Genomic DNA, 22,057 nt, shown 5'->3' on the forward strand with positions numbered 1-22,057 from the left:
CGAGGGCGGCATGGGCACGGTGTGGCGGGCCCGCGACGAGAAGCTGCTCCGCGAGATCGCGGTCAAGGAGGTCCGGCCGCCCGCCGGTCTGACCGGGCCGAACCTCGACCGGATGTACCGGCGGCTGGAGCGGGAGGCGTGGGCGGCGGCGCGGATCAGCGACCCGACCGTGGTGACCGTCCATGATGTGGCGGTGGACGACGGGCGTCCCTGGATCGTCATGGAGCTGGTCCGGGGCCGCTCCCTCGGTGAACTCCTGCGATCTCAGGGGCCGATCACCCCGTCGCGCGCGGCGCACATCGGCGCCGAGGTGCTCGGCGCGCTGCGTGCGGCGCACGCGGTCGGTGTCGAGCACCGGGATGTGAAACCGGCCAATGTGCTGCTCGCGGACGACGGCCGGGTGGTGCTCAGCGACTTCGGTATCGCGACGGTCGAGGGCAGCACACAGCTCACGCTCACCGGTGAACTCGTCGGCTCCCCCGAGTATCTGCCGCCCGAGCGGGCGCTCGGCCGGGCGTCCGGCCCCGAGTCCGATCTGTGGTCGCTGGGCGTTCTCCTCTACACCGCGGTCGAGGGCACCTCCCCGTTCCGCCGCGCGACACCGCTGGACACCCTGCGCGCCGTCGTCGACTCGGACCTTCCCGCGCCCCGTCGGGCGGGACCCCTCGCCCCGGTCATCGAGGGCCTCCTGCACAAGGACCCGGCGCGACGGCTCCCCGCCGACCAACTGGCGCGCGCCCTGCGCGAGCTGGCGGGCGACGGGACGACGCTGGGCACGCCCCTGCTGACGGACGCACCGACCCTGGACGACCTGCCGACGGGCCCGGGCGGCGACGACGAGGCGACGGTGACGGAGACGGAGACGGAGAGCGTCTTGGCACCCCCGGTGGGGGCAACGTCCTCAGGGGCGCAGGGAAGCACGCGGGACGCGACCACGACCCGCACCCCTCCCACCCCACCGGCACCCGCACCCGCACCCGCACCCACTCCCGCCGCCACCCTCACCTCCCCACCACCACCCCGGCCACCCCGCTCCCCCCGCCCGCGCATCCTCGCCCTCATCACCACCGTCGCCCTCCTCCTGGCCGCCGCCGCGGCCTACGCCCTCCTCGAACTCACCGAGAACGACGACGAACCCGAGGCCACGCCCGAGACCGGCATCACCGCGACCGTCACCGGCACCCGCACCACCTACACCGGCGCCTGCGCACCCCCCGCCGACCTCGCCCCCACCTTCACCGTCACCTTCACGGCACCCGAACCGGCCCAGGTCTCCTACCGCTGGCTCTCCGAGGACGGCTCGGTCGTCGACCCTGGCTGGCGCGTCCTGACCCTCGACGCGGGCGCGGACGGCACCGGCACGGGGCAGAACACCGTCCGTCTGACGGCGTACTCCGGCGCCGGGACCCTGGAGAGCCGGATCGGCGTGGAGGTCCGGCAGCCGGACGCCACGACCTCCAACGCCGTGCCGTTCTCGGTGACCTGCACGAACTGACGATCCGGCGAGGACCGGCCCGAGGCGACGGGGGCCGAGCCGCACCCGCTCCGCCCCGGCACCCGGCACCCGGCACCCGGCACCCGGCACCCGGCACCCCGACTACCCGCGGCGACGGCACTCACCCACGCCCACGCCCTCACCCACGCCCCCGCCCCCCGCCCCGCCACGCGCGTTCGCGCAGCAGCCGCAGGCCGTTGAGGCCGACGATGACCGTGGAGCCCTCGTGGCCGGCGACCCCCAGCGGCAGCGGCAGGGTGCCGATGAGGTCCCAGGCCACCAGCGCGGTGATGAAGATCCCGGCGATGACCAGGTTCTGCACGACCAGGCGATGGGCCCGGCGGGACAGCGCCACGACCGCGGGGACGGCGGCGAGTTCGTCCCGGACGACGACGGCGTCGGCGCTCTCCAGCGCGAGGTCGGATCCGGCCCGCCCCATGGCGATTCCGGCGTACGCGGCGGCGAGGGCCGGGGCGTCGTTGACGCCGTCGCCGACGACCAGTACCCGGCGTCCCCCGGCCGTCCAGTCCCGGACGGCGTCGACCTTGTCCTGCGGGAGGAGCCCGGCGCGGACGTCGGTGATGCCGACCTCGGCGGCGAGGTGGCGGGCGGCGCGTTCGTTGTCGCCGGTCAGGAGCACGGGTGGGCGGCCGGTGAGGGCGGTGAGGGCGGCCACCGTGGCGTGCGCGTCGGGGCGGAGCCGGTCGGAGACGCCGAGCACGCCGACCGGTTCGCCGTCGCGCAGGACGAGTACGGCGGTACGGCCCTGTTCCTCCAGTTCGCGCACGGTGTCACCGACGGTGGCGGAGGCGGAGGTGGTGGCGGAGGCGGAGGTGGGGGCGAGGCGGGCCGGGGAGCCGACGCGGACGGTGTGGCCGCCGACGGTGGCGGTGACTCCGGCGCCGGGTTCGGAGGTGAAGCCGGTCGCCCCGGCGAGCGCCGGGGTGAGTCCGCGGTCGCGGGCGGCCTGGACGACGGCGCGGGCGAGGGGGTGTTCGCTGGGGTGCTCGGCCGCCGCCGCCAGCGCCAGCAGCGCGTCCTCGTCCAGGCCGGAACCGGGGGCGGGGCGGATGGCGGTGAGGCGCGGGGTGCCCTCGGTGAGGGTGCCGGTCTTGTCCAGGGCGACGGTGTCGATCCGGCCCAGCCGCTCCATGACGACGGCGGACTTCGCGAGGACTCCGTGGCGGCCCGCGTTGGCGATGGCGGAGAGCAGGGGCGGCATGGTGGAGAGCACCACCGCGCAGGGCGAGGCGACGATCATGAACGTCATGGCCCGGAGCAGGGCGGACCGCAGGTCGTCACCGAGGGCGAGCGGGACGGCGAAGACGGCCAGGGTGGCGACGACCATGCCGATCGAGTAGCGCTGCTCGACCTTCTCGATGAACAACTGGGTCGGGGCCTTGGTCCGCGAGGCTTCCTCGACCATCTGCACGATCCGGGCGATCACGGTTTCCGACGGATCCCGTCCGACGCGCACCCGCAGGGCGCCCGTGCCGTTGACGGTACCGGCGAACACCTCGTCCCCCGCCAGCCGGGCCACCGGCAGGGGCTCGCCGGTGATGGTGGCCTGGTCGACGTCGGACGCCCCGTCGAGGACCTCTCCGTCGGCGGGGATCCGCTCACCGGGCCGGACCAGGACGGTGTCGCCGACGGCGAGGGCGGCGGCGGGCACGGTCTCCTCCCCGCCGCCGGACAGCAGCCGGGTCGCGGTGGCCGGGGCGAGGTCGAGCAGTCCGCGCACCGAGTCGGCGGTCCGCGCGGTCGCGACGGCCTCCAGCGCGCCGGAGGTGGCGAAGATGACGATCAGCAGGGCGCCGTCGAGGACCTGCCCGATGGCGGCGGCGCCGAGCGCGGCGACGACCATCAGCAGATCCACGTCCAGCGTCCTGTTCCTGAGTGCCTTCAGGCCCTCCCAGCCCGGTTCCCAGCCGCCGGTGACATAGGTCGCGGCGAACAGCGGGCCCCAGAGCCACCCCGGGCCGTACAGCAGATGGACGGGCACGGCCAGAAGGAACAGGGCGAGCGACGCGAGCGCCCACCGGGCCTCGGGCAGGGCCAGGACGCGGGTGCGGCGCCGGGGCGGCAGCGCCGGACGGGCACCGGGGGCGGTGGGCGCGGACTGCCGCTCCACAACAGAGGACATGACGAAGAACCCTTCATGGGCGGCGGCGGGCCGTACCGGTCGGCAACACCGCACACCATACATGCATACCTGAACAGGTATTCATGCATCATCGCTATCATACGGCCATGGGCCACGGACGCGTCACCACCACCAGCAGCAGCGCCACCACCCGTGAGCGTCTCGACGCGGTGGGCGCCGCCGATGTCGCCGCCACCCTCCAGGCCCTCGCCACCCCCTCCCGCCTGCACATCCTCGCCCGGCTCCAGGAGGGCCCCTGCCCCGTCGGCGACCTCGCCGAAGCCGTCGGCATGGAGCCCTCCGCCTGCTCCCACCAACTCCGCCTGCTGCGCAACCTGGGCCTGGTCACCGGGGAACGCCAGGGCCGCTCCATCGTCTACTCGCTCTACGACAACCACGTCGCCGAACTCCTCGACCAGGCGCTCTACCACGTGGAGCACCTCCGCCTCGGCATCCCCGACACCCCTGCCGCACAGCAGTCGGCGCCCCCCGCCACCCGCTGAACGAGCCGCGGGCAGGACCGGCAGAGGCCCACGAGAGCCGGGCGGGCGGCAGCCTCTCACCGGTCAGCGCACTCTCACCGCCCCGACAGGGCCGCGCGGACCGGCGACCCGTGGCCCATGTCGCCTTGCCGTACGCCCTCGTGCTGGTCAACCAGCCAGTCCGCGCCCTCCTGGACCAGGCGCAGCGCGACGCGCTGCGGGAGGGCGGCTTCGCCGGGCCGCTCAAGGGTGAAGGTGACCAGGACGCCGTATCCGGCCGGGTGGGTGCCGAGCGCGGGCACCTCGACGACGTCCGAGGCGGCTACGGGTCCGGTGTCGGCGCGCCCGGGGCCGGCGGATGTGCGGAGCGCGACCGGTTCGGGGCTCGGTCCGTCGGCGTAGGTGAGCGGTTCGGACGACGGCGCGGCGCTCGGCTCCTCGGTGGGGTCATCGAGGGTGTACCGGTCGGCGCATTGCCGGATCGTGCCGTCACGGGCCCCGGTGGAGCTGAGGACGCAGGCCGTGGGCCAGTCGGCGGCGTTCGCGGCCTCCTGGTAGCGGGTGGCGGCCGTGAGCAGTGCGTCGGCCTCGGGTGCCTGCCCGCTGCCGGTGGCCCGGCTGCCGCCGGCCTCCACGTAGGGCGGGTAGCACCCGGAGAGAGCGAGGATGCCTGCGGCCACGAGAACGGCCGCGGTGGTCTTCCGCGTCATGCGTTCACCTTTTCCCTTGTCACCTTTTCCCTCATTGGGTGGTCATTGCCGCCGGCGGCTTGTGGTCGGTACTGCCGCCGTTGGCCGCCGGACGGATGCGCTACACGGCTCCCCCCCTCCGTCCAGGACGGTGAAACGCTAGCCAACCGGTCAGCCCTGTACGCCGAAAACAAGACCGCAGCCCGTGATGCCGCCGGGGACGAGCACCCGGACACCTGGCCCGGACGCACGAAGACCCTGTACCGGGGCCACTCCTGGCCCCCGGTACAGGGTCTTCGGTCGCCTCAGCCGCCGGTGTCAGCGGGCGGCGGTGCCGTCTGCGGCCTCGGCGCGCAGGGCCTGCGCCACGCGCTCCTCGACGGCGCGGGCGACGGCCCAGCAGGCGGCGGCGTCGAGCCGTTTGTATCGGGCCGCCGGACGGGCCTCCACGACGACGGCCGTCTCCTTCGGCCCGGTCGTGACGCGGACCTGTACGGACACCGTCGTGTCCGACGGGCCGCGCAGGGTCAGCTCCAGGGTGCCGTGCCCGAACGCGGTGATCTCGTCCAGCCGCAGGACGGGGTCCCTCTCGACCGCGTACCGCACGCTGTCCGTCAACTGGAAGGCGGTCCTGCCCGCGATGGCGGGTACCCGCACCGCACGGACGGAGGGCAGCGCCACGGCTTCGGGGCCGAGCGTGAACCCGTACCGGCGGGCCGTGCGGGCCGCGCTCACCACGGTGGAGGCGGACAGCACGGCAGCGAAGGCGAGGGCGACCACCGCGCCTGCGGCCAGAGCCTGGGGGACGGCCCCGCTCCAGGGTGTGCCGTCGCCCAGGACCAGAGCCGCGGTCGCGACCGCCGCGCACACCGCGCCGGTCGCCAGCGCGGGCGGGGCCAGACGGCGGACGACCGCCAGCCAGTAGCCGAGCATTGCATCGTTCCTCTCGCATGTGGGGAAATCGCACCATACGCCGAAAATGCCGAGGTGGACACAAGCGGACGCCGGTCAGGCCGCACCCGGTCGACGAAGCGGCCTTCAGCCACGCGCCCGGTCGTCGGCGTCCAGGACCCGGCGCAGCAGTTCCGTGAGCGTCTCGCGCTCGGCCCGGGTGAAGCCCCGCAGGAACGACTCCTGGGACCGCTCGGCCACCCGCCACAACCGGCGCTGGAGTGCCTCGCCCTCGTCGGTGAGTTCGACGAGTTGCCGCCGCCGGTCGGCACGGTCCCGTGTCCGCCGGACCAGTCCCCGTTCCTCGATCGCGTCCAGGTAGCTCCCGAGATGGCTGCGCTGGAAGCCGAGCCGGTCGGCCAGTACGTGCCGAGCCACGGACCGCGGCGGCGCCCGTTCCCGAAGGACCGCTCCATGACGGAGACATCCATGACGGAGGCATCCATGAACCGAGCCGGGGCACCCGCCAGCCGGTCGTCAGGCACCGCCGCCCCGTTCGCCGCCCTGCTGGTCGCCGTTCTGTCGTTCTCGCTGATGCAGACGATGGTGGTGCCCGCGCTGCCCGACCTCCAGCGTGAGTTCGACGCCTCCCCCACCGCCGTCTCCTGGGTGCTCAGCTCCTTTCTGCTGACCGCCTCGGTGGCCACCGCGCTGCTCGGGCGGGTCGGCGACCTGTTCGGCAAGCGCCGGGTGCTGATCGCCAGCCTCGGTGTGTTCGCCGTCGGCACCCTGCTGGCCGCGCTGTCCGGGTCGCTGGCCCTGCTGATCGCGGCCCGCGCGGTGCAGGGGGTCGGGTCGGCCGCGTTCCCGCTCGCGTTCGGCATCGTGCGCGACGCGTTCCCGCGCGAGCGGGTGCCCGTGGCGATCGGGCTGATCTCCGCCACGTTCGGCATCGGCTTCGGCGTCGGGCTGGTCGTTCCGGGGCCGATCGTCGCCGCGCTGGACTGGCGGTGGATCTTCTGGTCCGGCCTCGTCGTGATCCTGCTGGGCATCGCCGCCGTCACCGCCTTCGTCCGGGAGTCCGCGGTCACCTCCCCCGGCCGGATCGACTGGACCGGTGCGGCGCTGCTCGGCGCGGGTGTGGTGACGCTGCTGCTGGCGATCGGTCAGGGCACGCCGTGGGGCTGGACATCGGGCCCGGTCGTCGGCCTGTTCGTCGCGGCGGCCGTGCTGCTGATGGTCTTCGTGTACGCCGGGAAGAGGACCGACGATCCGCTCATCGACCTCGGCCTGCTGCTCCGGCCCGCCGTGCTGACCAGTCATGTCACCGCGTTCATTATCGGTTTCGGCATGTACGGCGCCTTCACCCTGGTCCCGCTGCTCGCCCGGACCCCGCCGGCCGCCGGATACGGCTTCGGTGCCTCCGTCACCGGGGCCGGGCTGTTCCTGCTGCCGATGGCGGTCACCATGCTGATCGCCGGTCCGCTCGCCGGGCGGATCGGCGCCGCCGTCGGATGGAAGCCACCGCTGGTCCTGGCCTGCCTGATCGGCGTCGCGGGCTTCGCCGTCTACGCCGGGGCGCACGACAGCGAGGGCGCGGTGTACGCCGGTTCGGCGGTGCTGGGCATCGGCGTCGGGTTCGCCTTCGCCGCCCTCGCCAACCTCGTCGTCGGCGCCGTCGACCCCGGCCGGACCGGTGAGGCGACCGGCGTCAACACCGTCATGCGCACCATCGGCGGCTCCCTCGGCGCGCAGATCGCCGCCTCCCTGGTGGCGTCCCGGACGGTCCCCGGGACGCGGTTCCCCGCCGAGTCCGGCTACACCGCCGCGTTCGTCATGTCGGCCGTCGCGCTCGGGGTCGCCGCCCTCGCCGCGCTCGCCGGGCCCGTCGGTCTCCGGAACCGCCCCCCGGCCCCCGAGCCCGCGCCCGGCCGGTCCGCCGCCCAGGAGTGCACCGAACGTGCCTGACTACGGACACGACCACCTCTTCGGTGCCGTCCTGGTGCCGGGCACTGGACCCGGGGACGGGACGACCCGGTGCCCGGCCCGCGTCGCGGACCGGGCCGGGCCGGGCCGGGCACCGGCGGATCGACGAGGCGGCCCTCGCGGCCGGGCGCCTTCCGTCGGCGGTACGGCGGCTCTACAACCTCTCTCCGGGCCCGGACGGTTTCCCGCGCGGCCCCCTGGACACCCGGCCCGAGCAACTGGCCGCGCTCGCGCCGGAGCACGGGACGAGCGCGTTCCTGCTGCCCCCGGGTCGACCGGGCCTGCTGGAGGGGTTCGCGGCCGAAGTGGCCCCCGCCACCCGTGAACTGCTCGCGGCCGAGCGGATCCGGGGGCGGCCCCGTCGGCCACGATCCGATCTCGGTGCCCCCGTTTTCCGTCCCGCCCGTTGACACGCCCTCCGGGCCGTCCCTATCTTCACCATCACCCTGCCGGATCGTTCCGGCAGACAGAACCGGCCGAGCGGGAATGCACGGCAGCACCATCATCCGCCCTACCACCCGCCCACCCACCGGGCCACCCCGCACCCCACCGATCGGAGCCCCATGCCCACCCCGTCCGCAGACTGGCCGATACCCAGGATGGCCGCCGTCGGCGAGGAGTCCCTCACCGCCCTGCTCAAGGAGCGGTTCGGGGTCGTCGGCACCCTGCACAACCTGGGCAGTCAGCAGGATCTCAACCACCGGGTGCGGACCGGCAACGGCGGCGACCATGTGCTGAAGATCGCCAACCCGGTGACCCGGCCCGCCGACCTGGACCGTCAGGTGCGGGCGGTCGAGGCGCTGTCCGCCGCCGCGCCGGACCTGCGGCTGCCCCGCGCCCACCGGGGCGCCGACGGGGAGTTCGTGCAGCGGGTCACCGTCGACGGAGTCGAACTGCACGCCCGGCTGCTCGACCATGTGCCGGGTGAGCCGATCATGGACAGCCGCTATCTCGCACCGGAGGTCGTCGCCGCGCTGGGCACGCTGTCCGGGCGGGTGGCCGCCGGACTCGCCGGGCTCACCACCGTGGAGGGGGAGGGTTTCCGGCAGTGGGACCTGCGCAACGGGCTCGCGGTGGTGGAGACCCTCGCCCCATATCTGGCCGACCGCGCGGCGGCCGACCGGGTGCGGGCCGCCGCGCGCGCCGCCGACGACCTGCTGGAGGCGTGTGCCGCACGGCTGCCCGTCCAGACGATCCACGGCGATGTCACCGACAACAACGTCGTCTGTGAAGCGGGGCCCGACGGCCGCCCCCGGCCGGTCGGCGTGATCGACTTCGGTGATCTCGGAGCCGGCTGGGCCGTCGCCGAACTCGCCGTGACCTGCACCTCGGTGCTGCACCATCACGGCAGCGGACCCGCCTCCGTCCTGCCCGCCGTCCGCGCCTTCCACGCCGTCCGGCCGCTGAGCACCGACGAGGCGGACGCGCTGTGGCCGCTGATCGTGCTGCGCTGCGCGGTGCTGGTGGTGAGCGGCCGGTTCGACGTCCTCCAGGACCCCGGCAACGGCTATGCCGCCGCCGCGCTCGACCGCGAGTGGGCCATGCTGGAGTCGGCCCTGTCCGTCCCCGCCGAGGTGATGACCGCGACCGTGCGCGCGGCGACCGGGCATCCGGCGCCGCCCGGCCCGCCCGCCGCCCGGCATCCGCTGCTGCCCGCGCCGGACGGCCGGGTGGACCTCCTGGACCTGTCCGTTCTCTCCGACGCCCTGCACGACGGGGCCTGGCTCGACCCGGACGCCGAGGAGATCTCGGCCGCGCGGGCGCTGGAGTCGGGGGCGGCGGCCGTCCTCACCCGGCACGGCGAGCACCGGCTCACCCGGTCCCGTACCGACGAGCCCTCGGCGGCCACGGCGGCGCTCGGGGTGGAGGTGTGGACGGCCCGGCGGGTGACGGTGACCGCGCCCTGGGACGGCGAACTCACCCGGCACGGGCGGGGCGGGATGACACTCGCGGCGGACGGCTGGGCTCTGGTGATCGAGGGTGTCGACGGTCCCGGAGGGGACGAGGAGGGCGCCGGGTCCGTCCGGGCCGGTGAGCCGATCGGAGTCCTCGCGCCCCGGACGGCGGCCCATGTCCTGCTCACCCGCCTCGACGGCCCCGCCGCCGTGCCCCGGTTCGCCGGGGCGGCGCTCGCCGCCGGGTGGCTGGCCTGCTGTCCCGACCCCACCGGCCTCCTCCTCCCGGCCGGAGCCGAGAAGCCCGCCCCCGACGACGGCACCCACTCCCCCGCCCGCCTCCTCGCCCGCCGCGACCGCTCCTTCGCCGCCGTCCAGGAGCACTACTACGACGACCCGCCCCGCATCGAACGCGGCTGGCGCCAGCACCTCGTGGACACCGAGGGCCGCTGCTACCTGGACATGCTCAACAATGTGACGATCCTCGGCCACGGTCACCCCCGGCTGAGCGGCGCCGTGCACCGGCAGTGGCAGCGGCTCAACACCAACTCCCGGTTCCACTACGCCTCGGTGGTCGAGCTGTCGGAGCGGCTCGCGGAGCTGCTGCCGGCCGGGCTCGACCAGGTGTTCCTGGTCAACAGCGGCTCCGAGGCGGTGGACCTGGCCCTGCGGCTGGCCTGGGCGGCGACCGGACGGCAGGACACCCTCGCCATCGGCGAGGCGTACCACGGCTGGACCTACGCCAGTGACGCCGTGTCCACCTCGATCGCGGACAACCCCGGCGCCCTCACCTCGCGCCCGGACTGGGTGCACGCCCTGCCCGCGCCCAACGCCTACCGGGGCACCCACCGGGGCGCCGAGGCGGGCCGGTACGGCACCGAGGCGGTCGCCGCGATCGGGGAACTGGCCGCGTCGGGGCGCCCGCCGGGGGCGTTCATCTGCGAGCCGTACTACGGGAACGCGGGCGGTATGGCGTTGCCGGACGGCTATCTGGAGCAGGTGTACGCGGCGGTACGGGCGGCGGGCGGGCTGTGCGTCGCCGACGAGGTGCAGGTCGGCTACGGCAGACTCGGCGACCACTTCTGGGGCTTCGAGCAGCAGGGTGTCGTCCCGGACATCGTCACCGTCGCCAAGGCGATGGGCAACGGGCATCCGCTGGGCGCGGTCATCACCACCGCGGAGATCGCCGCGGCCTACCGGACGCAGGGGTACTTCTTCTCCTCGGCGGGCGGCAGCCCGGTCAGTTCGGTGGTCGGACTGACCGTCCTGGACGTGCTCCGGGACGAGCGCCTCCAGGAGAACGCCCGCACGGTCGGCGGCCGGCTCCGGGCCGGGCTGCTGGCGCTGGCGGAACGCCATCCGCTGATCGGCGCCGTGCACGGCAGCGGGCTCTACCTCGGGGTGGAGCTGGTGCGCGACCGCGCGACCCGGGAACCGGCGGCCGAGGAGACCGCCGCGATCTGCGAACGGCTGCGGGAGCTGGGTGTGATCGTCCAGCCGACCTCGGACCGGCAGTGCGTGCTGAAGATCAAGCCCCCGCTGTGCCTGACCCCCGACAGCGCGGACCGGTTCGTGGCCGCGCTGGACGACGCCCTGACCCACGGATGGTGACGATGAGCGACGGCCAGCGGCCGGTACCGGGCCCCGGACTCTCCACGCCCGGTACCCCCGACACCCGCGAACCCCGTGCCGCCCCGCCCGCCGCGCCGACCATCGCCGACGTGGCCCGCCTGGCGCGGGTCTCGCGGACCACCGCCTCGGACGCGCTGCGCGGCCACGGCCGGGTGTCCGACGCGACCCGGGAGGCGGTGGCGGCGGCGGCCCGGCAGCTCGGCTACTCTCCCAACCGCAGCGCCCGCTCGCTGCGCACCTCGGTGACGGAGACGATCGGGCTGCACATACCGGAGTTCCTGACCAGCGCCGAGTACTACATGTCGTTCGTGTTCGGGGTGATCGAGGAGGCGACCAGGGCGAGTCTCAATGTCACGCTGATGTCGGCGGGGCATCTGGGCGACCGGCCCGGCGCCCCGCAGGTCGACGGTCTGGTGCTGTGCGACCCGATGGCCGGTGATCCGGTGGTCGACCGGTTGATGAGCTGCGGTCTGCCGGTGGTGACGGCCGAGCGGTACGTCGGGGCGAAGGAGTCCACCGGCGTCGTCGTCTCCGACCACCGCGGCCATCTCGAACAGCTCCTGGACCATCTCGCCGACCGGGGCGCCCGCCGGGTGGCCTTCCTGGCCTCGGACACCACCGGCGAATGGGCCACCACCCTGTGCGCCACCTACAGCGGCTGGTGTGCCCGGCGGGGGGCGCCGGACCTCACCCACCGGGCGCCGTTCGGCTCCCCGCCCGAGGTGCTCCAGGCGGAGGTGCGGCGGATGCTGGCGCTGAACCCCGGTGTCGACGCGATCGTGTGCGCCGCCGACGGGGCGGCGGCGGCGATCCTGCCCGAACTGCGGGCCGCCGGGCGGACGGTGGGCGAGGATCTGCTGCTGGCGTCCTGTGTGGACAGTTCGGCGATGCGTCTGGCGCATCCGCCGATCACCTCGATCCAGCTCCACCCCCGCGCGGTGGGCGCGGAATGCGCCCGGCTGCTGTGCGAGATCCTCGCCCGGCAGACCCCGGAGGGCACCATTCGCTCGGTCCCGATAGAGCTGAACATCCGGGATTCCAGCCGCCCCACATCCTTGAGATAAACAGCCGACAACCCCTCGACAGGTAATTCCCGCCGCCGCCTCACGGGAAATTCCCGCCCGATCCCCGGGCAGTCCCTGAGCAGTTCCCGGGCATCCCCGGGGCGGCCCCGGAACATCGCCGGGACGGGCCCCGATACCGCTCCGGCACAACCCCCCATGGGTCTTTCGCGGACAGCCGCCACGGTTGCCCGCGAAAGACCCATGCCGCTTTTCAGGTTACTTCTGTGAGTCTTTCCAGTTATCACAGAATTTCGCGCGAAGTGCATTGACATCGGCTTGTGACGGCACATAGCTTTCCGGCACGCCGGAACGATCCGGCCATGTTTGGCAAGGAGTTGAACCGTGCGTAGATCCTCCTCCGTCATAGCCTGTTCCACCGTCCTCGCGACGGCCCTCACCGCCTCCTGCACCGCCGCCGCCGGCCCCGACGGCACGGCTGGCGCCGAGGTCCCCGCCGGTTATCTGGCCGTCGCCGACAAGACCCTGAAGGGCCGGGGCCCGCTCACCGTCCAGGTCGACTACGACTCGGCGGAGGCGGGCGGCCTCGATCCGCAGCTCGCCGGGAGCGCCCGTTCCTGGTCGCTGGGTTCCCTGGTCTACGAGCCGCTGGTCACCGTCGGCACCGGGTTCGAGATCGAGCCGCTGCTCGCCGAGTCCTGGACGCAGCCCGCCCCGACGACCTATGTGTTCGCCCTGCGCGACGGCGCCGCCTTCTCCAACGGGCGCGCGGTCACCCCCGACGACGTGGTGGGCAGCCTGGAGCGCCTCGCCGACTCCGACGCCCCCTACGGCGCCCAGCTCGGCCCGCTGAAGTCGGTCCGGGCCACCGGCCCCGCCGAGGTCACCGTCGAGCTGGAGAAGCCCTACGGGGCGTTTCTCTCCGCGCTGTCGAACACTCCGGCCGCCGTGCTGCCGATGAAGGAGATCGAGGACGGCTCGCTGGACATCGAGAAGGAGATGCTCGGCACCGGTCCCTTCGTGGTCGGCGAACACAAGCAGGACCGCTACTGGACGTTCACCCCGAATCCGGAGTACCGGTTCGCCGACCAGGTCGGCATCTCCGAACTGCGGGTCGAGATCGTCCCCCAGGAATCCACCCGGCTCGCCGCGGTCCGCAGCGGAAACGCGGGGCTCGCCTTCTTCAACAACGTCGATTCCATGGACCAGTTGGCGGGAACGGCGAACGCGAGGGTCGTCAATCAGCAGTACAGCGACTTCTACTATCTGATCCAGAACTCGCAGAACCCGGATTCGCCGCTCGCCGACCAGAAGGTGCGGTTCGCGCTGAACAGCGCCCTGGACCGGCAGCAGATCGCCGACAACGCCCTGGGCGGCCAGTCCCGGCCGACCGGCGTCGCCCCCTCCGTCCTGCCCGGCGGCTGCGACCCCGCCGCGCTGCCCGGCGCCCAGGCCGGACCGGAGGGCGCCGGGGCGGCGATCGAGGCGGCCGGCGCCGAGGGCACCACCCTGCGCCTCGCCGTCTACACCTCGGAGCCCGCGCTCGCCCAGATCGCCCAGGTCGTCCAGCAGCAGTACGCCGCCGCCGGAATCGAGGTGAAGATCGAGAAGTTCGACGACGCGACCTATCTCGACCGGGTCTTCGGCGAGAACCCCGACTTCGACATGGCCATCGGCTGGTTCGCCGGGTACGCCGACGCGTCGATGGTGTCGCGGTGGTGGAACCCGTCCGTCGCCGGTTTCTCCAGCGCCTTCCTCACCAATGACACCCAGTTGAACGAACTCATCGACACCGCGACCGCGCAGGCCCCCGGCGACGGCCGGGACGCGGCGCTGCGGGAGGTGTGCGAGCGGGTGGACAGCAACGCGGAGATGCTGCCGCTGGTGACCCGCCCCGGTGTCGTCGGCTACCGCACCGACAAGGTCAGCCCCACCCTCCACGCCCGCGAGGGATACGGCAATCTGCTGCGGAACATCACCGCGTACAAGATCCCCGGCGCCGAGTAGCCCGCCATGACCTACTTCCGCTGGGCCCTGGGGCGCCTCGGTGTCGCGGCCCTCACCCTCTTCGGGGTCTCCCTGCTGATCTTCGCCGCGGTCCGCGCGATGCCCGGCAGCTACTCCGACCTGGTCCTCGGCCCGCTCGCCACCGACGCCGACAAGGCCGCCGCCGCCACACGCTACGGCCTCGACGGCTCCCTTCCCGAGCAGTACGCGCACTGGCTGCTGAACGCGGCCCGCGGCGACTTCGGGATCTCCATGGCCAGCCAGACCCCGGTGGCGACCGAGTTCGCCGACCGGCTGCCGGCCACCGTCACCCTCACCGTGCTCGCCCTCGCCGTGACCGTCCTCATCGGTGTCCCGCTGGGCGTGCTGACCGGGATCCGGGGCGCGGGCGGCGGCCGGACCGGCCGTGTCCTGGGCAGCCTGGGGCTGAGCCTGCCCGAGTTCGTCGTCGGCTCCCTCGTGGTCTTCGTCTTCACCCGGTACGGGCTCGGCCTGACCGTCGGCGGCTATGTCCCCTGGGACCAGGGCCCGCTGCGGTCGGTGCTGTCACTGGCCCTGCCCGCCGCCGTACTCGCCGTGTTCTGCACGGCGGCCGTCGCCCGCACCACCCGGGACGCGGTCCTCGGCGTCCTCGTCGAACCGCATGTCGGCGCCGCCCTCGCCCGGGGCGAGTCCGCCGCCCACATCGTCCGCCACCATGTGCTGCGCAACGCCGCCATCCCCGTCCTCACCCTGCTGGCCACACTCAGCGCCTATCTGCTGGGCGGGGCGGTGATCGTGGAGCGGCTCTTCAACACCCCGGGTCTCGGCTCGTTCCTGGTGGACGGCCTGGACCGGCGGGACTACGCGATCGTGCAGGCCGGGGTGCTGCTCGCGGCGACCGTGTTCATCGCCGTCAACGTCCTCGTCGACATCGTCTGCGGGGTCATCGACCCGAGGATCAGCACCCGGGCCGGGAGGTCCACGACATGAGCGCCCTCACCTCACCGGACCCCGGGCCGTCCATGCCCCGCCGCGTCCTGTCCCGGCTGCGGTCGCTGCTCGCGCCGCGCTCCTTCGACGGGCTGTTCCGGGTGGCGCTGTGGGTGCTGCTCGTGCTGGTGGCCGCGACCCTGCTGAGCCATCTGACCGGCCTGGGCGGCGACCCCGGGGCCACCGTCGGCGAACGCCTCACCCCGCCCGGCGCCGACGCCGTCCTCGGCACCGACAACCTCGGCCGCTCCCTGCTCCCCAGACTCCTCCAGGGCATCGGCACCACCCTGCTGCTGTCCTCCCTCGCGGTGCTCACCGCCGCCGCCATCAGCACCGCGCTCGGCATCCTCGCCGGGTACCGGGGCGGCCGTACCGCCGAGGCCGTCGCCCGGGTCTCGGACGTCCTGTACGCCTTCCCGTCCATCGTGCTCGCCGTGCTGGTGTCGGCGGTGCTCGGCCCCGGCCGGTCCGCCGCGCTCGCCAGTACCGTCCTGGTCACCGTCCCGCTGATGACCCGTATGGTCGCGACCGCCGCGCGGTCGGTGGCCCGCCGGGACTTCGTGGTGGCGGCCCGGATCAGCGGGGTCCCGGCGCTCACCGTCATGCGGCGGCACATCCTCACCAATGTCTCCGGCACGATCACCGTGCAGGGCACCTACGCCCTGTCCGTCGGCATCCTCGTCGAGGGCGGCCTCGGCTTCCTCGGCTACGGCGTCCAACTCCCCGACGCCTCCCTCGGGCTGCTCATCCAGGAGGGCAGCCTCTACCTGGTCAACGCGCCCTGGCTGATCATCGCGCCCGGCACGGTCCTGGTCGCCGCGATCGTGGCCATCAACCTCATCGGGGACAGCCTGCGCGACCACTTCGAACCCCGCGAAACGAGGGCGCTGCTATGACCGCCGCCGCGACGGCCCCCGCCGAGAAGAGCCCCCTCGTCCTGATCGACGACGTCACCGCCGAGTACCGCACCGGGCAGCGCACGGTCCGCGCCCTGGACGGGGTCCGGCTCGCCGTCGAGGCGGGCGGGCACGTCGGGATCGTCGGGGAGTCCGGGTCCGGGAAGTCCACCCTGGGGCTGCTGGTCGGCCGGCTGCTGCCCGACACCACCCGCTTCCCCTCGGGCCGGGTCCTGGTGGCCGGCGAGTCCGTCCTCGACCTGCCCCGCGGCCAACTGGCCCGGTTGCGCCGCGAACGCCTCGGCTTCATCCCCCAGGACCCGGTCGGCGCCCTGGACCCGACCCTGCGCGTCGGCCGCCAGCTCGCCCTCACCCTGCGCGCCGGGGGCACCCGCCGCCCGGACCGCGCCGACCTCGTACGGCAACTGGAGCAGGTCCGCATCAAGGACCCCGAACGGGTGCTGGGCCTGTACCCGCACGAGATCTCCGGCGGGATGGCGCAGCGGGTCGTCATCGCCATGGCGATGGCCCGCCGGCCCGCCGTGCTGATCGCCGACGAGCCCACCGCCGCGCTCGACGCCCAGGTCCGCCAGGACGTGCTGCGGCTGCTGTTCACCCTCGCCGACGAGCACGGCACCACCCTGGTCTGGCTCAGTCACGACCTCGGCGGTGTCGCCCGGTGGTGCGGCCGGATCGCGGTGATGTACGGCGGCCGGATCGTGGAGGACGGGCCCACCGCCGACGTCCTCGGCGCTCCCCGGCACCCCTACACCGCCGCGCTCGCCGCCGCCGACCCGGCGCGGGCCGTCGCCGGTGACCGGCTGCGGGCCATCGCGGGCACCCCGCCCGTGCTCTCCGGCGCGGCGGCCGGGTGCGCCTTCGCGCCCCGCTGCCCCGCCGCCACCGACCGGTGCGCCACGGTACGGCCGGAGCCGGACTCCCTCCGGGAGCGGACGGTGCTGTGCCATCACCCCCTCGACGGCGGGAGCGCGCCGACGCCCCGCCCGACCACCCCCGTGGAGGCGGCCCCGTGAACCCCATCGACCGCATCCCGCCAGACCCCGCCGTGACGGACACCGGCCCCTCTCCCGACCGCGCCCGCACTCCCACCGACCTCACCGTGAAGGACACCGGACCGGTGAAAGGCACCGGCGGCACCGGTGATTCCGGCCCGCTCCTCGAACTCGACGCCGTCAGTGTCGTCTTCCCCGGGCGGCGCGGCAGGGGCGGCCCGGTCACCGCCGTCGACCGCGTCAGCCTCTCCATCGCGCCGGGCGAGACGCTCGGGCTGGTCGGCGAGTCCGGGTCGGGCAAGTCGACCACCGGCTCGCTGGCGCTGGGGCTGCTGCGCCCGGCCTCCGGCACCGTCCGCTTCCTGGGGGAGCCGCACCGGGGCCGCAGCCGCGCCGGAGCCCTCCAGGCCGTCCTCCAGCACCCGCACTGGTCCCTCAACCCCCGCCTCACCATCCGTGACAGCGTCGCCGAACCCCTCGCCGCCGCCACCCGCACCCGGCTCCGCGCCCACCACGGCGCGGTCGCCGGGCTCCTCGACCGGGTCGGTCTGCCGGAACGGTTCGCCGACCGGCTGCCGCACGAGCTGTCCGGCGGCCAGCGCCAGCGCGTCGCCATCGCCCGCTCCCTGATCACCCGGCCCCGCTTCATCGTCTTCGACGAGGCCGTCAGCGCCCTGGACGTGTCCGTCCAGGCCCAGACCCTCAACCTGATCCGCGATCTCCAGCAGGAGCACGGATTCGGCGCCCTGTTCATCTCCCACGACCTCGCGGCCGTCCGCTACGCCGCCCACCGCATCGCCGTGATGCGGGGCGGCCGGATCGTCGAACTCGCGGACACCGCCCGCTTCTGGCACACCCCCGAGCACCCGTACTCCCGCACCCTTCTGGAGAACCTGTGAGCCGCACGCCCGACACCCCCGCCGCCGCCCCGGAGCACTTCCTGACCGGCGCCCCCGTCTTCGGCCCCTGCCGGGGCAACGAGGACGTCCGCCCCGAGCCCCGCCCCAGCACCGGCGACCGCACGGTCCGCTATGACTTCCCCGGTGTCGAGGTCGGCACCGCCGAGTACTCCGAGGGCCCGACCGGCGTCACCGTCGTCCATGTCCCGGCCGGTGCCCGGATGTCCATCGACGCCCGAGGCGGCGCCATCGGCCTCACCTACGGCGCCGACAGCTTCGCCCACGCCGTCTGCCTGGCGGGCGGCTCCCTGTACGGGCTCGGCGCGGCGCCCGGCGTCGCGAACGAACTCCTCACCCGGGTCGGCAACGACGTCAACTGGGACCAGCTCAAGTGCGTGGCGGGGGCGATCATCTACGACTTCAGCGCCCGGGACAACGCGGTCACCCCGGACGCCGCCCTGGGCCGGGCCGCGATGCGCGCCGCCCGGCACGGCGAGTTCCCGGTCGGCCGCTGCGGGGCGGGGGCGTCCGCCTCGGTCGGCAAGGTGGAGTACGCGCGCACCGAATTCGCCGGGCAGGGCGCCGCGTTCCGGCAGATCGGCGACATCAGGATCCTCGCCGCGACCGTGATCAACGCGGTGGGGGTGATCGTGGACCGGGACGGCACCGTGCTGCGCGGCAACTACGACGCCGCGACCGGCACCCGCACCCTGCCGCAACTGGATTATGCGGAGGCGTTCGAGAAGAACCCGGGCGCGGTGCCCGCGACCGCGCCGGGCAACACCACCATCTCGGTCGTCGTCACCAACGTCCGCCTGGACGACCGGGAGCTGGCCTACTTCGGCCGTCAGGTGCACGGTTCCATGCACCGCGGCATCCAGCCCTTCCACACCAATCTGGACGGCGACACCCTGTTCACGCTCACCACGGACGAGGTCGACCTGCCGCGCAACCCGATGCGCACCGGGCAGGACACCATGACCTCCGTCGCGCTCGGCGCGGTCGCCTCCGAGGTGATGTGGGACGCGATCCTGAGCAGCGTCCGGTGACCCACGCCGAACTCACCCCCGCGGGCGGCCCCCCGCCGCCCGCCCCGGCCCCCGTCCTGCCCGTCTTCCACTGCGACGACCCCGACCCCACCCGCCGGGGCCATGCCTTCGGCCGCGCCCACGGCCACCGGATCCGTGCCACGGTCACCGCCTACCGGGAGCTGTTCGACGCGGTCGGTGTCGCGCCGCAGGATCTGCGCCCGCACGGTGAGCAGGCCGTCGACGAGATCGCCCGCTGGGCCCCCGACCTGTACGCGGAACTCGCCGCGTCGGCGTCGGGGGCCGGGCTCCCGGTGTGGGAACTGGCCCTGGTCAACGCCCGGACGGAGGTCCTCGCGACGGTCGGGGCGACCGCCGAGGGCGAGTGCTCCACCGCCGTCCATGTCGGGGGTCCGGGCGCCCCGCACACCATCCAGACCTGGGACTGGCATGAGGAGATGGCGTTCGCCCGCACCCTCACCGGGCACCGGGCGGGCGCGTCGGGCCCCGGGGTGCGGATCTTCACGGAGGCCGGCGCGCTGGCGAAGATCGGGGTCAGCGAGGCGGGCCTCGGCGTCCACTTCAACATCCTCAGCCACCGCGAGGACGGCGACGGCATCGGCGTACCGGTGCATGTCGTCGCCCGGCGGATCCTGGATCTGGCGGGCACGGTCGCCGAGGCCGTCGACATCGCCCGCTCGGCCCGGGTGACCGCGTCGACCGTGCTCACCGTCGTCACCTACGACGGGCGGCACGCGGACGCGGCGAGCATCGAGATCTCCCCGGCGGGTGTCGCCGTGGTCCGTCCGGACGCGGACGGTTTCCTGCTGCACACCAATCACTTCCTCGATCCGGTCCTGGCCCTCGGGGAGATCGCGGCGCCCAGCGGCAGCACCTACGCCCGCCACGCCCATCTGCACACCCACCGTGCCCTGCTGGCCGACCCGGACCCCGGCCGCTGGACGGAGCTGCTGCGGGCGCACGACAGCGACGGGGCGCCGGTGTGCTGCCATCCCCAGGAGGGGCTGCCGTTCCATCTCCAGTGGCGGACCCTGCTCACCGTGAGCCTGGACCTCGCCGCCGCCCGGCTCCGGCTCCACCCGGGCGGCCCCTGCACGGCGGCGGCCCCGGACACCTGGATCCACCTATGACCGGGCACCCCGCCCCCTACCGGGGCCTGACCGCCCGGGTGGCGGGGATCGTCCGCTACCCCGTGAAGGCGATGGCGGGCCGGCCCCTGCCCCGGGTGTTCCTCACCCCGGGGCGGGGGCTCCCCCTGGACCGGGTGATCGGGCTGCGCAACGGCACCCTCATGGTGCGCCGCCACACCCACTGGACCGACAGCACCGCGTTCCTGCGCCTGCTGAAGAACGCCTCCCTGGCCCGCCACACCGTCACCCTGACCGAGGAGGGCGAGGGCAGCGCCGTCCTGCGGATCACCGCGCCCTCCGGGGAGGGCATCACCCTGCGGCTGCGCGACGGTCTGCCGCTGCCCGGCGACATCGACCGGGCGGACGAGGTCCTGCGCACCTGGTTCCCGGACGGCCCCCTCGGCCCCGTCACCGCCGACGCCCCCGGTGTCTCCCTGTGGGACTGGCCGACGGCCCCGGTCTCCCTCATCAACCTGGACACCGTCCGGGCGCTCACCGACGCGGCCGGGGTCCCGGTCGACCACCGCAGGTTCCGGGCCAATCTGTATGTCGAAGGGCTCGGCCCCTGGCGGGAGTTCGCCCTGGTGGGCCGCCGGGTGGCGCTGGGCGGGGCGGAACTGGACATCGTCCAGGCCACGGACCGCTGCCGCGCCACCACCGTCAACCCCGACACCGGCCGGCGCGACCTCAACGTCCCGGTCCTGCTCGCCTCCCGCTTCGGGCACCTGTACTGCGGGGTGTACGCCCGGGTCGTACGCCCCGGACCGGTCGCCGAGGGCGACCGGCTCACCGTCCTGGACACCCCCGCCGACCCCGCCGCCCTCCCCGCCCCCGAACCCGACTGGCCCCGCTACGCGACCGTGACCGCCCTGCGCGAGGAGAGCCCGACGGTCACCACCGTCCGTCTGGCCGACCCCGCCGCTCTGGCCGCCGCGCCCGGCCAGCATCTGCGCGTCCACCTCGCCGACGGCGACGGCCCGACCTGGCGCAGCTACACCCTCACCGGCACGGCCCCGGGCGCCCTCGCCATCAGCGTCAAACGGGTGCCGGACGGCCGGGTCTCCCCCCTCCTGCACGCCCTGCGCCCGGGCGCCCACCTGCGCGTCTCCGGCCCCTACGGCTCCCCCCTGGTGTCCCCCGGACCGTCCCGCCCGCTGCTGCTGGCGGTGGCCGGGGTGGGGGTGACCCCGGTCCTGCCGATCCTGCGCGGCCTGGCCGACAGCGCGCCCGAGCGCCCGGTGACGGTCCTGAACGTCGTCCGCACGCCCGGGGACGCCCCTCTGTGGCCGGCGATCACCGCGCTCCTGGCCCGCCTCCCCCACGCCACCGGCCGCCTGTACGTCACCGGGGGCGACGGCCCGCTGCCGCCGGACGCCCGCCCCGGCCGCCCCACCGAGGCCGACTACGCCGACCTGGCGCCGGACCCGGGCGGGGAGGCGTATCTGTGCGGCCCCGCCGAGTTCGTGAAGGCGGCCCGTGCCGCGCTGCTGGCGGCGGGACTGGCCCCCGGCGCCATCGCCGACGAGCACTTCTTCTCCCCCGTGGAGGTCCCCCTCACCGACCGGCCGCCCCCGGCGCCGGGCCCCTTCCCGGTCCGTTTCGCGGCGAGCGGCACGGAGGCGACCTGGACGGCGGACGACGGCACCCTGCTGGACCTGGGCGAGTCGGCCGGGGTGCGGCTCCCGTCCGCGTGCCGCGCGGGCGCGTGCGGCACCTGTCTGCAACGGGTGGACGGCGCGACGGCCCATCTGATCACCCCGGGCGTGCCGGTCCCGTCGGGGCATGCCCTGCTGTGCTGCGCGGTTCCGGTGGGGCCGGTGACGGTGACGAGCGCCTGAGCGGCGGGAGCGTCCCGG

At 74.3% G+C, this 22,057-nt stretch carries 18 protein-coding genes; 14 read left to right on the forward strand and 4 right to left on the reverse strand.

Annotated features, from left to right (window positions below; translation table 11 throughout):
* Positions 1 to 10: 10 nt before the first annotated feature.
* Positions 11 to 1,495, forward strand: a complete 1,485-nt coding sequence (locus tag AB0O01_RS01430; RefSeq protein ID WP_365310467.1) for a serine/threonine-protein kinase — start codon at positions 11 to 13, stop codon at positions 1,493 to 1,495.
* Between the two features lie 139 nt (positions 1,496 to 1,634).
* On the opposite strand, the gene AB0O01_RS01435 is transcribed toward AB0O01_RS01430, so the two are convergent.
* A complete protein-coding gene (locus AB0O01_RS01435) occupies positions 1,635 to 3,638 on the reverse strand; it encodes a heavy metal translocating P-type ATPase (RefSeq protein WP_365309760.1) in 2,004 nt (667 codons plus the stop codon).
* A 107-nt stretch (positions 3,639 to 3,745) separates the two neighbouring features.
* Between AB0O01_RS01435 and AB0O01_RS01440 the strand changes: the two genes are divergently transcribed.
* Positions 3,746 to 4,141: a metalloregulator ArsR/SmtB family transcription factor gene (locus AB0O01_RS01440; RefSeq protein WP_365309762.1), complete on the forward strand. Its 396-nt coding sequence runs from the start codon at positions 3,746 to 3,748 to the stop codon at positions 4,139 to 4,141.
* Positions 4,142 to 4,215: 74 nt separating this feature from the next.
* On the opposite strand, the gene AB0O01_RS01445 is transcribed toward AB0O01_RS01440, so the two are convergent.
* From AB0O01_RS01445 to AB0O01_RS01455, 3 genes are all read right to left on the reverse strand, one after another.
* Positions 4,216 to 4,830 carry a hypothetical protein gene (locus tag AB0O01_RS01445; protein WP_365309764.1) on the reverse strand — a complete coding sequence of 205 codons (615 nt, stop codon included), beginning with the start codon at positions 4,828 to 4,830 and terminating at the stop codon, positions 4,216 to 4,218.
* Between the two features lie 297 nt (positions 4,831 to 5,127).
* Entirely contained in the window at positions 5,128 to 5,742 is a 615-nt protein-coding gene (locus tag AB0O01_RS01450; RefSeq protein WP_365309766.1) for a hypothetical protein, read from the reverse strand.
* A 105-nt stretch (positions 5,743 to 5,847) separates the two neighbouring features.
* Positions 5,848 to 6,138, reverse strand: coding sequence for a winged helix DNA-binding protein (locus AB0O01_RS01455; RefSeq protein ID WP_365309768.1), 291 nt, complete (start codon positions 6,136 to 6,138; stop codon positions 5,848 to 5,850).
* A 36-nt stretch (positions 6,139 to 6,174) separates the two neighbouring features.
* On the opposite strand from AB0O01_RS01455, the gene AB0O01_RS01460 reads away from it, so the two are divergent.
* The 12 genes from AB0O01_RS01460 to AB0O01_RS01515 all read left to right on the forward strand — a co-directional run bounded on the left by AB0O01_RS01460 (position 6,175) and on the right by AB0O01_RS01515 (position 22,039).
* Positions 6,175 to 7,668, forward strand: a complete 1,494-nt coding sequence (locus tag AB0O01_RS01460; protein WP_365309770.1) for an MFS transporter — start codon at positions 6,175 to 6,177, stop codon at positions 7,666 to 7,668.
* 23 nt (positions 7,669 to 7,691) lie between these two features.
* Positions 7,692 to 8,096 (forward strand): hypothetical protein, encoded by a 405-nt coding sequence (locus tag AB0O01_RS01465; RefSeq protein ID WP_365309772.1) that lies wholly within the window; start codon positions 7,692 to 7,694, stop codon positions 8,094 to 8,096.
* 153 nt (positions 8,097 to 8,249) lie between these two features.
* Positions 8,250 to 11,192 carry an aminotransferase gene (locus AB0O01_RS01470; protein ID WP_365309774.1) on the forward strand — a complete coding sequence of 981 codons (2,943 nt, stop codon included), beginning with the start codon at positions 8,250 to 8,252 and terminating at the stop codon, positions 11,190 to 11,192.
* 2 nt (positions 11,193 to 11,194) lie between these two features.
* Positions 11,195 to 12,277 carry a LacI family DNA-binding transcriptional regulator gene (locus tag AB0O01_RS01475; protein ID WP_365309776.1) on the forward strand — a complete coding sequence of 361 codons (1,083 nt, stop codon included), beginning with the start codon at positions 11,195 to 11,197 and terminating at the stop codon, positions 12,275 to 12,277.
* A 342-nt stretch (positions 12,278 to 12,619) separates the two neighbouring features.
* On the forward strand, positions 12,620 to 14,242 hold the full coding sequence (locus AB0O01_RS01480) for an ABC transporter substrate-binding protein (protein ID WP_365309779.1): 1,623 nt from the start codon (positions 12,620 to 12,622) through the stop codon (positions 14,240 to 14,242).
* A gap of 6 nt (positions 14,243 to 14,248) precedes the next feature.
* Positions 14,249 to 15,214 (forward strand): ABC transporter permease, encoded by a 966-nt coding sequence (locus AB0O01_RS01485; RefSeq protein WP_365309781.1) that lies wholly within the window; start codon positions 14,249 to 14,251, stop codon positions 15,212 to 15,214.
* Positions 15,211 to 16,110, forward strand: a complete 900-nt coding sequence (locus tag AB0O01_RS01490; protein ID WP_365309784.1) for an ABC transporter permease — start codon at positions 15,211 to 15,213, stop codon at positions 16,108 to 16,110. Before AB0O01_RS01485 ends, AB0O01_RS01490 begins: the two co-directional genes overlap by 4 nt.
* The gene (locus AB0O01_RS01495) at positions 16,107 to 17,144 is read left to right on the forward strand and encodes an ABC transporter ATP-binding protein (protein ID WP_365309787.1); all 1,038 of its coding nucleotides are present in this window, start codon (positions 16,107 to 16,109) and stop codon (positions 17,142 to 17,144) included. Before AB0O01_RS01490 ends, AB0O01_RS01495 begins: the two co-directional genes overlap by 4 nt.
* Positions 17,141 to 18,022: an ATP-binding cassette domain-containing protein gene (locus tag AB0O01_RS01500; protein WP_365309789.1), complete on the forward strand. Its 882-nt coding sequence runs from the start codon at positions 17,141 to 17,143 to the stop codon at positions 18,020 to 18,022. The genes AB0O01_RS01495 and AB0O01_RS01500 overlap by 4 nt, the downstream gene beginning before the upstream one ends.
* Positions 18,019 to 19,071: a P1 family peptidase gene (locus AB0O01_RS01505; protein ID WP_365309791.1), complete on the forward strand. Its 1,053-nt coding sequence runs from the start codon at positions 18,019 to 18,021 to the stop codon at positions 19,069 to 19,071. Before AB0O01_RS01500 ends, AB0O01_RS01505 begins: the two co-directional genes overlap by 4 nt.
* Positions 19,041 to 20,201 carry a C45 family peptidase gene (locus AB0O01_RS01510; RefSeq protein ID WP_365309793.1) on the forward strand — a complete coding sequence of 387 codons (1,161 nt, stop codon included), beginning with the start codon at positions 19,041 to 19,043 and terminating at the stop codon, positions 20,199 to 20,201. Before AB0O01_RS01505 ends, AB0O01_RS01510 begins: the two co-directional genes overlap by 31 nt.
* A complete protein-coding gene (locus AB0O01_RS01515) occupies positions 20,198 to 22,039 on the forward strand; it encodes an MOSC domain-containing protein (protein WP_365309796.1) in 1,842 nt (613 codons plus the stop codon). The genes AB0O01_RS01510 and AB0O01_RS01515 overlap by 4 nt, the downstream gene beginning before the upstream one ends.
* Positions 22,040 to 22,057: the final 18 nt, after the last annotated feature.

The organism is Streptomyces sp. NPDC093252 (assembly GCF_040683675.1).
Classification (GTDB): Bacteria; Actinomycetota; Actinomycetes; order Streptomycetales; family Streptomycetaceae; genus Streptomyces.

Bases quoted from the DNA above. Each gene is read 5' to 3' on its own strand.
- AB0O01_RS01430 (WP_365310467.1), top strand. From the start codon at position 11: ATGGGCACGGTGTGGCGGGCCCGCGACGAGAAGCTGCTCCGCGAGATC.
- AB0O01_RS01435 (WP_365309760.1), bottom strand. From the start codon at position 3,638: ATGTCCTCTGTTGTGGAGCGGCAGTCCGCGCCCACCGCCCCCGGTGCC.
- AB0O01_RS01440 (WP_365309762.1), top strand. From the start codon at position 3,746: ATGGGCCACGGACGCGTCACCACCACCAGCAGCAGCGCCACCACCCGT.
- AB0O01_RS01445 (WP_365309764.1), bottom strand. From the start codon at position 4,830: ATGACGCGGAAGACCACCGCGGCCGTTCTCGTGGCCGCAGGCATCCTC.
- AB0O01_RS01450 (WP_365309766.1), bottom strand. From the start codon at position 5,742: ATGCTCGGCTACTGGCTGGCGGTCGTCCGCCGTCTGGCCCCGCCCGCG.
- AB0O01_RS01460 (WP_365309770.1), top strand. From the start codon at position 6,175: ATGACGGAGACATCCATGACGGAGGCATCCATGAACCGAGCCGGGGCA.
- AB0O01_RS01470 (WP_365309774.1), top strand. From the start codon at position 8,250: ATGCCCACCCCGTCCGCAGACTGGCCGATACCCAGGATGGCCGCCGTC.
- AB0O01_RS01475 (WP_365309776.1), top strand. From the start codon at position 11,195: ATGAGCGACGGCCAGCGGCCGGTACCGGGCCCCGGACTCTCCACGCCC.
- AB0O01_RS01485 (WP_365309781.1), top strand. From the start codon at position 14,249: ATGACCTACTTCCGCTGGGCCCTGGGGCGCCTCGGTGTCGCGGCCCTC.
- AB0O01_RS01490 (WP_365309784.1), top strand. From the start codon at position 15,211: ATGAGCGCCCTCACCTCACCGGACCCCGGGCCGTCCATGCCCCGCCGC.
- AB0O01_RS01495 (WP_365309787.1), top strand. From the start codon at position 16,107: ATGACCGCCGCCGCGACGGCCCCCGCCGAGAAGAGCCCCCTCGTCCTG.
- AB0O01_RS01515 (WP_365309796.1), top strand. From the start codon at position 20,198: ATGACCGGGCACCCCGCCCCCTACCGGGGCCTGACCGCCCGGGTGGCG.